This is a genomic window from Myxococcus sp. MxC21-1 (assembly GCF_032612255.1).
In the GTDB taxonomy this organism is placed as follows: domain Bacteria; phylum Myxococcota; class Myxococcia; order Myxococcales; family Myxococcaceae; genus Myxococcus; species Myxococcus virescens.
Genome location: NZ_CP123278.1, coordinates 2334051 through 2348071, shown reverse-complemented (window position 1 = coordinate 2348071; position 14021 = coordinate 2334051). Strand labels below are relative to the sequence as shown.

The following is a 14021-nucleotide window of genomic DNA, read 5'->3' as shown; positions in this document are numbered from 1 at the left end:
CTGGTTGATCCCGAAGCAGATCGGTATATTCCCGGTTGATGCGTCGCTGGCTCCCTGGGTTGCTCCTCTCTCTCGTGACGGTCCTCACCGCGTGTGGTGAGGCGGGTGCACCTGTCCGTGCCACGATGAGCGCGCGGCAGGCCCTCACCAACCCGCCGGAGTTCCTCGAGTTCGAGGCGCCCTCGACGCGACTGGAGCTCTTCCGCGAGGTGGCCCGGCAGTCCGTCATCGAGGCCGGGCAGGCAGCCCAGGCCCTGGTCCTCTTCCCGGTCAGCCATCAGGGCGAGCTGCTCGCCGCGCCGGGCTTCGATCCGAAGATGGACCTGTTCCAGGCCCCCGACGCAGGTGCGCCGCTGGAGCTGGTGTTCGAGTCCGGCGGAGAGCGTTGGCCGGATGACCGGCGCGAGGGCCTTCAGGGCCTCTCCGAGCGTGAAGCCGCCGAGCTGGTGGCCCGCACGCTGCTCACTCACTGGGGCATCGCGCCGAACAGCGCGGTCCAGGTGGACCGGGCGTCGGGCGCGCCTTACGCGGTCGCTTACGTGGACGGAATCCTGCGCATCAACCCAGCTTTCCTCTACCTGGCAGCAGCGTACGGTCCTTCTTCCCTGCCCGCTTCGCTCCAGTAGAGTCGCGCGCCTCAAGTCTGGCCCCGTTTCCTCTCGCCCTTCCCGCGAGAGAGAGGGGCCGCGAGGCGACAGTGAATACCTCCGCACTTCACGCGCAGCTTCCCCTCACCCTCCAGCAGATGGACCTGCCCGCGCTCGGCCAGCACTACCGCGGCAAGGTTCGCGAGACCTACCGGCAGGATGACCGGCTCATCCTGGTGACGACGGACCGGCTGTCCGCGTTCGACCACATCCTCACCACCCTCCCCTTCAAGGGCGAGGTGCTCAACCGGCTGGCCGCGTTCTGGTTCGAGCGCACGAAGCACATCGTCCCCAATCACGTGCTGGACGTGCCCGACGCCAACGTCACCGTGGCGCGTGCCTGTCAGCCCTTCGCCGTGGAAGTGGTGGTGCGCGGCTACCTCACCGGCAGCCTGTGGCGTGATTACCAGAAGGGCACGCACACCGCCTACGGCCTGCCCTTCCCGGACGGCCTGCGCAAGGACGAGGTCTTCCCCGCCCCCCTCATCACCCCGTCCACCAAGGCGGAGTACGGCCTGCACGACGAGCCCATCTCGGAGAAGGAGCTTCTGGCGCGGGGCCTGGCCACGCCGCGTGACTGGGCGCGCATCTCCGAGGCCGCGCTGGGCCTCTTCGCCGAAGGGCAGAAGTGGGCGCGCTCGCGCGGCCTCATCCTCGTGGATACCAAGTACGAGTTCGGCAAGGTGGGCGACACGCTCTACGTCATCGACGAGATGCACACCCCGGACTCCAGCCGCTACTGGATGGCCGACGAGTACGAAGCGCGCTTCGCGAAGGGCGAGGACCAGCGCATGCTGGACAAGGAGAACATCCGCCAGTGGCTCATCCGCGAGCGGAACTTCTCGGGCCAGGGCACGCCGCCGCCCATCCCTGACGACGTGCGCGTGGACCTGGCCGCGAAGTACGTGGCGGCCTACGAGCACATCACCGGCACCCCCCTGACGCTGGAGCCGGGTGACGTGAAGACCCGCATCGAGCGCAACCTGCGTGAGAAGGGCTACCTGAAGTAGCCCTCCTCCGTCACCGGCACGGGGTGCCTACGCGCTCCGGCCGAACACGCGCTGGAAGACGTCGTCCATGTGGCGCGTGTGGTAGCCCGGGGAGAAGCAGTCGGAAATCTCCTCGGGCGTCATCATCTTCCGCAGGTCCTCGTCCGCGAGCAGGGCCTGCCGGAAATCGAGTCCTTCCTCGTACAGCTTCATCGCATTGCGCTGGACGATGACGTACGCGGCCTGCCGGTCCATGCCCTTGCGCGCCAGCTCCAACAGGAGGCGCTGCGAGTTCACCACGCCGCCCAGCAGGTCCAGGTTCTTCTTCATCTGCTCCGGGTAGACGCGCAGGTCCTCCATCAGCCGCGCGAAGCGGATGAGCATGAAGTCCGCGAGGATGGTGGCGTCCGGGCCGATGACGCGCTCCACCGAGGAGTGGGAGATGTCCCGCTCATGCCACAGCGCCACGTCCTCCATGGCGCTCACCGCGTAGCCACGCAGCAGGCGCGCCAGGCCAGTGAGGTTCTCCGACAGAATCGGGTTGCGCTTGTGCGGCATGGCGCTGGAGCCCTTCTGTCCCGCGGTGAAGGGCTCCTCCGCCTCACGCACCTCGGTGCGCTGGAGGTGGCGAATCTCCACGGCGAACTTCTCGATGCTCGAGCCCAGCAGCGCCAGCGCGGTGAAGAACTCCGCGTGCCTGTCTCGCTGCACCACCTGGCTGGAGGCCGGCGCGGGCTTGAGGCCCAGCTTGCGGCAGACGTGCTCCTCCACCGCGGGCGGCAGGTGCGCGAAGGTGCCCACCGCGCCGGAAATCTTCCCCACGGCGATGACGTCCCGCGCGTGCTCCAGGCGCGTCCGCGCGCGGCGCAGCTCGTCGTACCAGATGGCCAGCTTGTGGCCGAAGGTGATGGGCTCCGCGTGGATGCCGTGGCTGCGGCCCATCTGCAGCGTGTGCTTGTGCTCGAAGGCGCGCTTCTCCACCGCGGCCATGACGCGGTCCACATCCTTCAGGATGAGGTCCAGCGCGTCACGCAGGGTGAGCGCCAGCGACGTGTCCAGGACGTCCGACGACGTCATGCCCAGGTGCAGCCAGCGCGCGCTGGGCCCCACCCGCTCTTCCATGAAGGTGAGGAACGCGATGACGTCGTGCTTGGTGGTGCGCTCAATCTCCTCGATTTTCGCCGCGTCCTCGGGCGTGAAGTCTCCGGCGCGAGCCAGGCAGTCCTGCAGCGCCTCGCGGGGCGCCAGCCCGGCCTCCACCATGCCCTCCAGGGCGGCGAGCTCCACGTCGCGCCAACGGCTGTAACGGGCCTCGTCGGACCAGAGGGAGGACATCTCCTGACGGCTGTATCGCGGAATCACTCGTAGACCTTCACGGCAAAGTCCCGCCGCGCCGCGAGCCGGAGGAGTTCCAGCACGGCGTCGGAGGACGGACCCAACTTCCTGGCGGCGGTGAGATTGAGAGACAAGTCCAACCCCTCAGGCTGAACCACCGCCAGCGCTCCTGGATTCACCTTCTCGTGGATGATGCGGTTGGCCAGCCGCCCGGCCTGCTGGCCGATGGCCGTGGGACTGGGCGACAGCGCCAACGTGGCCCCTTCCTTCACCTGGCTGGGCGTTAGCGCGGCCAACGGTACGCGGTGCACCGCCGCGAAGGCGATGAGCGCCTGGACGACCGCCGCGTTGCCCACCGTCTTGTCCGCCACCATCAGCAGCGCGTCCACCTTGCCCACCGCGCCGTCCAACGCCTTCTCCGCCCGGCCCCCGCCTCCAATTCCAGCGGGAGGATGGACATGCCCCTCGAGGCCGCCGCCGCGCGGGCCTGCGTCACCGTCCCCGCGGAGAACCGCGGGTCATGCAGGATGCCCACGCGCTTCACCTTCGGCGACACGGCCTTCAACGCCTCCAGCTCCGGCCCCATGTCGCTGGTGAGGGAGATGCCGGTGACGTTGGCGCCATCCAGGCCGTACTTCTCGTAGTAGGGCACCATGGCGAAGAGGACGGGCACGTCCTCGCCCAGCGAGCGCCGTGCGGCGTTGGCGGCCAGGGGCCCCAGGGCCAGCACCAGCGCGGGCTTCTGCGCCGCCAGCTTCTTGAAGAGCCGCGCGGCCGCGCCCGCGCTTTCGTCCAGCATGACCTCCTGCACCTCGGCCCGGGCCTCCGCCGCGAAGCCGGCGATGACGGAGGCATACGGCGCCAGGTGAGCGGACTTCACCGCCACCACGCGGGGACGGGCTGGCTGCTGCGCCACGACCGCCGCCGGAAGCAGCGCGACGAGGAGCGCGGCGACGCAGCCCTTCATTGCCGCACGCTCGCGCAGCAGCGGAAGCCCACCGCGTTCGAGCGCACGGTGGGCACGCCGTTGCTCCGCGCCGAGCAACGTGACGCCGGGTCCGGCTGGTCGAAGGCGCCGCCCTTCAGCGCGTAGGCCTGGGCGCCGACGCGGGTGGCCGTCCACTCCGCCGCGTTGCCCGCCAGGTCCATCACCGCGTAGCCCGACTTGCAGCGCTCGAAGCGCCCGGAGGCCGCCAGTCCACCCGGGCTCGCCGCGGTGTTGCACGCGCCCACAGCCTGCTCCTCGCCGAAGGGGAACCGCGAGTTGCCGGGGCCCTTGCATGCCTTCTCCCATTCCTCTTCCGTGCAGAGTCGCTTGCCCTCGCGCTCGCACGTTCCCCGCGCCTCTTCCCAGGCCACGGCCACCTTCGGCATCGCGCCAGCCCGGTTGGGGAATTCGTACTCATCCACGCAGAACGAAGACACCTGGATGCTCGCGACGGGGCGCTCGTCCGGGCTGGCCAGTGCGTCGTCGTCGCTCCGGCCCATCTTGAAGGCTCCGCCACTCACCAGCCGCATGCCCGCGGGACAGCCGCCCACGGGCGCCGCCAGCGCTGCCGCGCCACCAGGCCCGGCAACAGGCGCCGTCCCCTGCCCTCTGGACTTCTGCAGCGCCTTGATGGCCAGGAAGCCCCCGCCCGCGCCCAACGCCAGGCAGCCGAGGACGAGCAACACCAACCTCAACATGGAACGCTGGGGCTTCGCCACGCGCGTGGCGGACCGGTGAGCACCGCTCCGCGAGGCGCGGCGCGAGAACTGGAGCCTTCCGACGGTTCGCTCCGCTTCGCGCCGGAACGAGCGCCCGGGTCCGACACCTCCGAACCCCGGCGGCGGGTGCGAACACCTGAGTCCTCGGAGGCACGGCCGCGAGCACGGCTGCCAGTGTCCTCGGCGCCGCCTTCTCGCGAACGAGACGACGCCTCGTCCTGCGCGCCGTCGCGAGCACGCGACCGGGAACGGCCCACCGCGGGCGCGGCGTCCAGCGTGGGCGCGGCGGGGCGGCCCGCGGGCACCGCTGGCGCTTCGTCCAGGGTCATCGCAGCAGTGGAGCGGCCATCCGTCACCGCGGGGGCATCCACCTGCGTGGGCGCGGTGGAGCGGCTCAGCGCGGCCTCGGACGCGGCGCCACGCTCACTGGCGTCCTCGGAATCCTTCCGCGCTGGCGCGGCGCGCGAGGGCACGGGCGGAGATGACGCAGGCCGCGAAGCACTGCCCTGCGCCGAGGGTGCCCCCTTCGCGGCGACGACGGGTGGCGCGATGAAGGGCAGCGCCTGCTCCGTCAGGTGCTGCGGCGCGGGCGAGGCCGCGGGCTTGCCCCGTCCCATGATGGCGGCCAGCGACACCGCGTCCAGCGGCTGCGTGGCATCCACCGGCGGCGGCAGGTCCGGAACGGGCGCGGGCGGCTTGGGCGCGGCGACACCGGGCGGCGGAGGCAGGTCCTCCTCCTGCACGGCCGGGAGCATGCCCGTGGGCACCGGGGGCGGAGGCCTCGCCGCCTGCCTCGCGGTGTTCGCGGCCGACGAGCCCGGAGGCGCCGGGAGGCTCCGCGTGCGCGACACCACCGCGGCCGGCGTGCGCGCCAGGATGTTGGAGAACTCGGTGAGGAACTCACCCGCCGTCTTCGGACGGGCCAGCGGGTTGAAGTTGAGCGCGCGCCGGTACAGTGCCTCGATGGAGGTCGGCAGGTCCGGGTGGTGCATCGTCAGACCGGGGATGACGCCGTCCTCGGGCACGAGCCCGGTGAGCATCTCCCCCACGATGGCCGCGAGCGAGTACACGTCCATGCGCGTGTCCAGCTCGCCCCCGCCCACGTACTCCGGCGCGATGTAGACGTCCGCGCGCTGCCCCTTCTGCGCCTGCACGAAGGGCAGGTGCGGCACGGCCAGGCCCAGGCCGTAGTCCGTCACCTTGAGCAGGTCCGGCAGGACGATGACGTTCTCCGGCTTGACGTCGGAGTGCGGTCCGAAGCGGTGCGCCGCATCCAGGGCCGCCGCCATCTGCGACAGCAGCGGCTCCACTTCCTTCAGCGAGAAGAGCTGCCCCCGCGCGGTGCGCTGCTCCATCATCCGGCGCAGCGTCATGCCCTCCAGCAGCTGCATGGTGATGAAGGGCCGGTCCCCATCCACGCCCTCCTCGTACACGCGCAGGAGGTTCGGATGATTGAGCTTCTTGGCCACTCGCATGGACAGCGCGAACTGCATGCGCTCCTCGGGCTGCTGCACCAGGCGCGGGTGCACCGCCTTGAGCGCCACTTCGACGTCAATCTCCTCGTCCTGGGCTCGGAAGACGAAGCCCATGGGCCCGGAGCCCACCACTTCCCGGATGGCGTAGCGGCCGGCGACGACGTCCCCTGGCTTGTAGGGTGCGCCGTCCGCGCCGCGCCGGCGAGCCGCCCCGGCGGGAGGACGCGCCGAGGCATCGTGCTTCAGCCCACAGGTGGGGCAGGTGTCTTGGGAGGCAGGAACGAGGCTGCCGCAGCGGTAGCAGAGCAAAGCTGGCGTACTCCAGGAGGCAGTCGGGGGGCCACCTCGGGGGAAGGCCCAGCCTCTTATTCTGCACGCTCCCCTGTCATCAAGGAACGCCGAGCGAGGAAGTCAGCAACTAGCGCCCCGTGGACCCGAAGCCATTTCCACCCCGGGAGGTTTCCTCCAGTAGCTCCACCTCCTGGAGGGAGACCGGCGGCACGGCGGCCACCACCAGCTGGGCCACGCGGTCGCCCCGGCGCAGGGTGAAGGGCTCATGGGAGAGGTTGATGAGGATGACCTGCACCTCCCCTCGGTAGTCCGCGTCCACCGTCCCCGGCGAGTTGAGGAGCGTGACGCCATGCCGCAGCGCCAGGCCCGAGCGCGGGCGCACCTGCCCTTCGTACCCAGGGGGTAGCGCGAGCGCGAGCCCGGTGGGCACCGCCAGCCGCTCCAGGGGCCCCAGCACCCGCTCCCCGTCGATGTCCGCGCGCAGGTCCAGGCCCGCGGCCTGTGCCGTTTCGTAGCGGGGAAGTGGCAGGGGCTCCGCATGGGTGCGCACGCGGCGCACCTTCACCGTGAGGGGAGAAGACATGCGCTGGGACTAACACAGCTGCCGCCGCTTCGTGCCACGGCGGCGTGACAACCTCGCGCGTCGGCCCCTCATGGCGCGGGGTCCTTCGCCACGGGCCGCAAGGCGGTGCGGAACTTCAGCGGGTCCATGGGCCGCGCCGCCAGCTCCAGTTGGTAGTGCAGGTGGGGACCGGTGGAGCGCCCCGTGTTCCCTGAGTGCGCCACCCGTTCTCCCCGGCTCACGCGCTGTCCCACCTTCACCAGCAGCTCCGAGTTGTGACAGTACGCCGTCGTGACGCCCCGCCCGTGGTCCACCACGAGCACGCGGCCATTCACGGCGTCCTCGCTGGCACGCCGGACGACGCCATCGGCCACCGCGACCACGGGCGTCCCCACCGGCACGCCCAGGTCCACACCGGTGTGCATCTTCCGGCGCCCCAGCACCGGGTGGAAGCGCTCGCCGAAGGGACTCGTTACACGCGCGCTCTCATGAACGGGCCACGCGAGCCCGAAGGCGGTGGCCAGCGCCAGGGCCTGCGCGGCGCCCACGGACGCGTCCTCAAAGCCCGGCGGGAGCTGACTCGACAGGCGCTCCAGCGTGGGCGCCCCACCCTCCGCCTCCACCCGCTCCAGCGCATAGCGCGCGGGGACTCGGCCCGCGAAGAGCGCCGTGAGCCGGGCCTCCTCTCCTGGAAAGTCCTTGGACAGCGCGGTGTGCAGGCTGCGCGCGGCCGCCGGGCCCGTCTGCGGGTCCAACAGCGACGCTGCGGAGACGCCCAGCTCCGCGGCCAGCTCCAGCGCGGGCTGGCGGGCTCGCACCTGGGCGCCCTTGAGCGCCGGTGGGTTCCCCAGGCCAGGGCCTCCGCGTCCGTGAGGGCCCGAGACAGAGGCACGTCGGGAGCCATCCATGGCGGCGACAGCGAGGTGCCACTGACGCCGTCGTAGTACGCGAGCAAGGGCCGCGCGCTGCTGCGCGTCCCCGTGGCCCATGCCGTGGCCTTGCGCACCAGCGCGCCCGCGGGTGTGTGGTGGTACGCCGCCCACAAGCACAGCGTCGCCATGAAGAAGTCCAGCAGTCCTTTCGCCTGGCGCGGGAACATGGGCACCTACCGGAAGAAGGACAGCACGGGCGTCGCATCCACCACCGCCGCCACGGCCAGCGGCACCACCACCGCGCAGCCCAGCAGTCCGCGCCGCAAGGCAGCTCTGCCCCCGGCTTCCTCACACACCGCGTCCGCGTGTTGCAGGTTGCGCAGCACCGCACGCCACCCGAGCGAAACCAGGACGCCCACCAGCGAGGCCACCGCCAGTGCCCGCGCTGCCAGGCCCGCGGCACCGTCCCCGAAGAGCTCACGCCAGGAGAGGTACACCGAGCCCTGGATGAGTCTGGCCACCGCGCACGCGCCCGCCAGCACCACGGCCGCCGTCGCCAGGGGCCGCAGCCACCGCATGGGCGTGGGCTTGCGCAGGCACCGCGACCACAGCTGACGCCACGTCGGACGCGCGGCCTTCTGGGGCTCCAGCACCACGCGCCATGCCTCCGCCGGAACCGGGGCGGCGGACTCCCGGTAGCCCAGCGCGGGCAGCGCCAGCACCACGTCCGCGGCCAGCTCCCACGCGAGCGCGAGGAAGCGCGCAATCCGGGTGCGCTGCTCCAGTGACACCCACTCCACCAAGGGCGCCGTCAACGCGTAGCGGCCCACGAGCGCGTCGAAGCCCGCGTCCACCCGGTCCACCAGCGCCAGCAACCGTTCATCCAGCGTGTCCGCCGCCGAGTGCACCCCCACCGCCACCAGCGCGACCAGGCCCAGTGGCATGAACGCCCAGCGGAAGGCCCCCAGGAAACGGGAGACGTCCGCCAGGAAGGGCGTGGACGACGAAGCAGGCGGTGGTCGAGGTGGCAAACAGCCTCCGTGCGGATGGGGCTCGCACCTCAACGCACGGCCCGCCCGGAAGTGTCTAAGCCACCCCGGCCCGAAACGAAAACACCCCCTCCCGCGCGGTGGCGGAAGGGGGCGTCATGAGCGCCGGGCTCCCAATGAAGGAGCCCGGGCTTTCGGGCGCGAATCAGGCCTTGGCGTCAGGCTGCGTGGGCGCGGGCGCCGGCTGCGCGGCGGCCTCACTGACGGCGGCGCCCTGCTGCGCGGCGCGCTCCGCCATGGCCTCCTTGCGCGACAGGCGAATCTTGCCCGTCTTGTCGATGCTGACGACCTTCACCAACACCTCGTCGCCCTCGTTCAGCACGTCGGAGACGCTCTTGACGCGCTTGTCGGACAGCTCGGAGATGTGGATGAGGCCGTCGGTGCCCGGGAACAGCTCCACGAAGGCGCCGAACTCGGCGATCTTGCGCACCGTGCCCGTGTAGATCTTCCCAATCTCCGCCTCGCGGGTCAGCGCCTGAATCATCGCGATGGCGGCCTTCACGGCCTCGCCGTTCGCGCTGGCGATGTCCACGCGGCCCGAGTCCTCGATGTTAATCGCGGCACCCGTGCGGGCGATGATGTCCTTGATGACCTTGCCGCCCGGCCCGATGACGTTCTTGATGAACTCGGGACGAATCTGGATGGTGGTGATGCGCGGCGCGTACTGGCTGATCTCCTTGCGGGACTCGGCCAGCGTCTTGAGCATCTCACCCAGGATGTGGAGGCGGCCCTGACGCGCCTGCTCCAGCGCGCGGCTCATGATTTCCGTCGTGAGGCCGGTGATCTTGATGTCCATCTGGATGGACGTGATGCCCTTCGAGGTGCCGCACACCTTGAAGTCCATGTCGCCCAGGTGGTCCTCGTCACCGAGGATGTCGGAGAGGATGGCAATCTTGTCGCCCTCCTTCACCAGCCCCATGGCGATACCCGCCACCGGGGCCTTGAGCGGAACACCCGCGTCCATCAGCGCCAGCGTGCCGCCGCAGACGGAGGCCATGGACGAGGAGCCGTTGGACTCCAGGATGTCCGACACCAGGCGCACCGTGTACGGGAAGGACTCGCTCTTCGGCACCATGTTGCGCAGCGCGCGCTCCGCCAGCGCCCCGTGGCCGACTTCACGGCGGCCCGGGCCACGCAGCGGCTTCGTCTCGTTCACGCTGAACGGCGGGAAGTTGTAGTGCAGCATGAAGCGCTTGAAGGCCATGCCGCCCAGCATCTCCAGGCGCTGCTCGTCATCGCTGGTGCCCAGCGTGGTGACCACGAGCGCCTGCGTCTCGCCGCGCGTGAAGACGGCGCTGCCGTGGGTGCGCGGGAGCACGCCCACCTCGCACGTAATCGGACGGACCACGTCGTGGCCACGGTCGCCGATACGGCCACCGTTGACCGTCATCTCGCGCATGTGCTCGTACTTCAGGTCCTCCACCACCGACTTGGCGTGCTTCTCCACCAGCGGGGTGTAGCCGTCGCCCAGTTGCTCCTTGAGCTTGGCGAGCGTCTCCTTCTTCGTCTTGCCGAGCGCCTCGTAGCGCGCGCCCTTCTCCTTGATGCCGTAGCCCGCCTTGATGCCGTCCATGGCCAGCTCGCGCACCTTGGCGCGCAGGCCCTCGTCCACGGCGGCGGGCTTCTCGAAGGAGCGAACCTGCTTGTTCAGCTCGCGCCGCAGCTCGTCCTGCAGGTCCAGCGCGGGCTGCGCCGTCTTGAAGCCGAAGTCGAGCGCCGCGACCATGTCGGCCTCGGAGACCTCCTCCGCGCCACCTTCCACCATGACGATGGCCTTGCGGCTCACCGCCATGACCAGGTCCAGGTCGCTCTGCTCGCGCTGCTTCGCGGTGGGGTTGGCCACCAGCTGACCGCCGACGCGGCCCACGCGGATGCCGGCGATGGGGCCGTCGAACGGGATGTCCGACACCCACAGCGCCGCGGAGGCGCCGGTGATGCCGTGGATGTCACCCTCGTTCTCCGGGTCGGAGGAGATGACGCTGGCGATGACCTGCGTCTCGTATGCGTAGCCTTCCGGGAACAGCGGGCGGCAGGAGCGGTCGACCAGGCGGCTGGCCAGCGTCTCCTTCTCCGTGAGGCGGCCCTCGCGCTTGAAGTAGCTGCCGGGGATGCGGCCGGCCGAATACAGCTTCTCCTGGTACTCCACCGTCAGGGGGAGGAAGTCGATGTCCTTCTTCTCCCGGGCGCTCACCGCCGTCACCAGCAGCATGGTGTCGCCATAGCGGACCACCACGGAACCGTCGGCCTGCTTCGCCAGACGACCCACTTCGATGCTCAGCTCGCTCTCGCCAATCTTGACGCTCTTCTTCAACATGTCCGTGCCTCTGGATCCTTCAGGGGCGAAGACCCCACCGCGCGCACCCGGTCCGAGAAATGGACCCGGCACCCCGGGAGGGCCCTCGGGGTGTTTGAGCGGTCACCAGGGCCTGGAACAGGCGCCAGTTGAGGCAACCGCCAGCATGTACTGCGGAGGGCGCTTGCGGAGCGCCGGAGGGATGTCTCGGAACTTTTGATCCCTGGTCGCAGGAGCCGACCGCGGTCAGCCCATCCGAACGGAAACCAAAACCTCCGCAGCCACCACTCCCTTGCCCGCCTCCACCCACCGCGCTTCGACTGCTTCACGTCACTGCATTACGGCCTATGTCCTAAACGCGCGGGGCGCTGGTTTCCGCCAGCGCCCCGGGTCCTGCTCAACTGCCTACTTGCGGATGCCGAGGCCGTCGATGAGCTTCTTGTACCGCGCGACGTCCTTGGACTTCAGGTAGTCCAGCAGGCGGCGGCGCTGACCGACCAGCTTCAGCAGACCGCGGCGGGAGTGGTGGTCCTTCTTGTGCGTCTTGAAGTGCTCGGTGAGCATGGTGATGCGCTCGGACAGCAGCGCCACCTGGACCTCGGGGGAACCCGTGTCCGACTCGTGGGTCCGGAACTTCGACACCAGCTCCGACTTACGCTCCTGGTGCAGCGACATGAGACTCTTCCTTGCCCGCTCCGGTGGAGGTTGCTGCTCGCGTCACCACGGTCCGCGGAGGGGTACAGACCGGGTGCATCCTTCTGACGAGCGGGGGGCTTATAAGCTTCACCCCCCGTGGGGTCAACCTTCGACGCCTGCCGGCCAGCCCCGGAAAGTCCGGGACCACGAGAAGACGTACAGCCACAACCCCGCGAAAAATCCCGGCGTTACACCAGGACGCGCAGATAGCGCAGGCGGCCACCGGCCACTTCGGCCACCGCCAGCAGCGCGTCGTCCGGGCCCATGACGCGCACCCGTCCCACCTTCCCGGCGGGGACCTCCACCGGGACACCGTGGGAGACGCGCTTGGCATCGGCGGCGCCCACCCGGACCTCCGGCAGCTCCACCAGCGCATGCGACATGGTCATCAGCCGGCTGGCCAGCGCGCCCTCCTTCAGCAGCTCCGGCACGTCCGCCAGCGGCAGCGCCTGCGCCAGGGTGAAGGGGCCACTGGCGGTGCGCCGCAGGGCCTCCAGGTGGGCACCACAACCCAGCGCCCGGCCCACGTCCTGAGCCAGGGTGCGCACGAAGAAGCCCTTGGAGCAGCGCACCGACAGCTGCAGCCGCTCGGCGGAGAAGTCCCGCAGCACCAGTTCGTACACCGTCACCTGGCGGGCGGCGCGCTCCACTTCCTCGCCCGCACGGGCCAATTCGTAGAGCCGCTTCCCGCCCACCTTGACGGCCGAATACATGGGGGGGACCTGGTCGAAAGTGCCCCGGAAGCGCGCCAGCGCGGATTCAATCAGCGCGGGCGTCAGGGCGGGTACGGGCGCCTGCGCCGTCACCTGCCCTTCCGCGTCCAGGGTGTCCGTCTCCGAGCCCAGACGCACCGTGGCGTCGTAGGCCTTGTCGCCCTCGGTGATGAAGCCCGCGACCTTGGTGGCTTCCCCCAGGCAGAGCGGCAGCACTCCCGTGGCCAGCGGGTCCAGCGTCCCCGTGTGGCCCACCTTCTTCAGGCGAAGCAGCGAACGCACCTGGCGGACCACGTCGAACGACGTGGGACCGGTGGGCTTGTCAATGACGAGGACGCCGTCCATGGCACGCCAATCGTGGAGGCCCGGAGCTGGACCTACCAGCCTTCCTTGTTACGGACTTCGCGCAGCAGCCGGTCAATCTTGTCACCTTCGCCCACCGATTCGTCGAAGGAGAAGAAGATTTCCGGCGACACGCGCAGGTTGACGGCGGACGTCACCTCGCGGCGCACGAAGCCCTTGGCGGCTTCCAGGCCCTTCTGCGTGTCCGCCCGCTCCTGCTCGTTGCCCATCATCGAATAGAAGACACGGGCCACGCGAAGGTCCGGGGAGACCTTCACGCCTGTAATCGTGATGTAGCCGATGCGCGGATCCCTCAGCATGCCCCGGGTGAGCAAGTCACCGATGGCCGCCTGGATTTCCTGCCCCACGCGCTCCGGTCGGGAATGCGTCGTCATTTCTTCTCCCAGTCTCGCGGGTTGCGCAGGGAACGGGCCCGAGCCCGTGCCTCGTCGAACGTCATCCGTCCACCGCTCGACGGAGACGGGCGGCCCGTGCCGCCATCCATGCCACCTTCATGGCGGCTTTCCCACTCTCCCAACCCCTCCGCCTCCGCGAGCGAGCCGCGCTCGCCGCGCAGGAAGCGGGCAATGGCGGCCTCCGAATGCGCCGCCGCCTGCTCCGGGGAAAGGTCCAACTCCTCCGCGTCCTCATCCACGGCCTGCGCCGAAAAGGAACCTCGCGAGGCCGCCTGGCCGCTCGCGAAGAGCTGGTCCCCGAAGCCGAGGATTTCCGTCTCCCGCGACAACAGCGGGGCGACGTACATCTCCTCGACGGAGTGGATGATTTTCTCCAGCTGCTCGTCCACGTGGCGTCGCTCGTTGCCCACCACCGCGAGCGCCAGTGACGCCTTCTGCCAGAGATCCTGGTCCTCGACCTCGGCCACCGCCACGTTGAAGCGGGCCTTGAGCCGATCCGTCACCCGGCGGAGCACCTGCCGCTTGGACTTCAGCGAGCCACTTTCCGGAATCTGCAGGGTGAGGCGTGCGACACCTACGAACATGAATGTCCCCCTTGCCACGGGTGGCCACGCCCGAAGGCGGTGGCAACCCG

The 14021-nt window shown here is 69.9% G+C and carries 14 protein-coding genes and 1 pseudogene; 2 read left to right on the top strand and 13 right to left on the bottom strand.

All coding sequences use genetic code 11. The features are described 5' to 3' along the window. Window positions 1-35 precede the first annotated feature (35 nt). Together QEG98_RS11005 and QEG98_RS11000 are read left to right on the top strand one after the other, a co-directional pair. Entirely contained in the window at window positions 36-626 is a 591-nt protein-coding gene (locus QEG98_RS11005) for a hypothetical protein (RefSeq protein ID WP_410477997.1), read from the top strand. Window positions 627-697: 71 nt separating this feature from the next. Then, complete coding sequence (locus QEG98_RS11000) at window positions 698-1657, top strand: phosphoribosylaminoimidazolesuccinocarboxamide synthase (protein WP_316566675.1); 960 nt, start codon at window positions 698-700, stop codon at window positions 1655-1657. A gap of 27 nt (window positions 1658-1684) precedes the next feature. On the opposite strand, the gene purB is transcribed toward QEG98_RS11000, so the two are convergent. The 13 genes and pseudogenes from purB to QEG98_RS10935 all read right to left on the bottom strand — a co-directional run bounded on the left by purB (window position 1685) and on the right by QEG98_RS10935 (window position 13971). Continuing rightward, window positions 1685-2998 carry an adenylosuccinate lyase gene (gene purB, locus QEG98_RS10995; RefSeq protein ID WP_090492021.1) on the bottom strand — a complete coding sequence of 438 codons (1314 nt, stop codon included), beginning with the start codon at window positions 2996-2998 and terminating at the stop codon, window positions 1685-1687. Continuing rightward, window positions 2995-3381, bottom strand: a complete 387-nt coding sequence (locus tag QEG98_RS10990) for an ABC transporter substrate binding protein (protein WP_316566674.1) — start codon at window positions 3379-3381, stop codon at window positions 2995-2997. The genes purB and QEG98_RS10990 overlap by 4 nt, the downstream gene beginning before the upstream one ends. Then, on the bottom strand, window positions 3345-3938 hold the full coding sequence (locus tag QEG98_RS10985) for an ABC transporter substrate-binding protein (protein WP_316566673.1): 594 nt from the start codon (window positions 3936-3938) through the stop codon (window positions 3345-3347). The genes QEG98_RS10990 and QEG98_RS10985 overlap by 37 nt, the downstream gene beginning before the upstream one ends. Further along, complete coding sequence (locus QEG98_RS10980) at window positions 3935-4657, bottom strand: formylglycine-generating enzyme family protein (RefSeq protein WP_316566672.1); 723 nt, start codon at window positions 4655-4657, stop codon at window positions 3935-3937. The genes QEG98_RS10985 and QEG98_RS10980 overlap by 4 nt, the downstream gene beginning before the upstream one ends. Next, window positions 4651-6462 (bottom strand): serine/threonine protein kinase, encoded by a 1812-nt coding sequence (locus QEG98_RS10975; protein WP_316566671.1) that lies wholly within the window; start codon window positions 6460-6462, stop codon window positions 4651-4653. The genes QEG98_RS10980 and QEG98_RS10975 overlap by 7 nt, the downstream gene beginning before the upstream one ends. Before the next feature lie 109 nt (window positions 6463-6571). Beyond that, on the bottom strand, window positions 6572-7027 hold the full coding sequence (gene dut, locus QEG98_RS10970; RefSeq protein ID WP_090492018.1) for a dUTP diphosphatase: 456 nt from the start codon (window positions 7025-7027) through the stop codon (window positions 6572-6574). A 68-nt stretch (window positions 7028-7095) separates the two neighbouring features. After that, window positions 7096-8105: pseudogene (locus tag QEG98_RS10965) on the bottom strand (M23 family metallopeptidase). A gap of 6 nt (window positions 8106-8111) precedes the next feature. Next, complete coding sequence (locus QEG98_RS10960) at window positions 8112-8909, bottom strand: hypothetical protein (RefSeq protein WP_316566670.1); 798 nt, start codon at window positions 8907-8909, stop codon at window positions 8112-8114. Window positions 8910-9072: 163 nt separating this feature from the next. Further along, entirely contained in the window at window positions 9073-11241 is a 2169-nt protein-coding gene (gene pnp, locus QEG98_RS10955; RefSeq protein ID WP_316566669.1) for a polyribonucleotide nucleotidyltransferase, read from the bottom strand. 384 nt (window positions 11242-11625) lie between these two features. Continuing rightward, window positions 11626-11895, bottom strand: a complete 270-nt coding sequence (rpsO, locus tag QEG98_RS10950) for a 30S ribosomal protein S15 (RefSeq protein WP_011552156.1) — start codon at window positions 11893-11895, stop codon at window positions 11626-11628. A 209-nt stretch (window positions 11896-12104) separates the two neighbouring features. After that, a complete protein-coding gene (gene truB / locus QEG98_RS10945; protein ID WP_141256319.1) occupies window positions 12105-12974 on the bottom strand; it encodes a tRNA pseudouridine(55) synthase TruB in 870 nt (289 codons plus the stop codon). Window positions 12975-13006: 32 nt separating this feature from the next. Next, window positions 13007-13366, bottom strand: a complete 360-nt coding sequence (gene rbfA / locus QEG98_RS10940; protein WP_011552154.1) for a 30S ribosome-binding factor RbfA — start codon at window positions 13364-13366, stop codon at window positions 13007-13009. After that, window positions 13363-13971: a DUF503 domain-containing protein gene (locus QEG98_RS10935; RefSeq protein WP_316566668.1), complete on the bottom strand. Its 609-nt coding sequence runs from the start codon at window positions 13969-13971 to the stop codon at window positions 13363-13365. Before QEG98_RS10935 ends, rbfA begins: the two co-directional genes overlap by 4 nt. Between the last annotated feature and the right edge of the window lie 50 nt (window positions 13972-14021).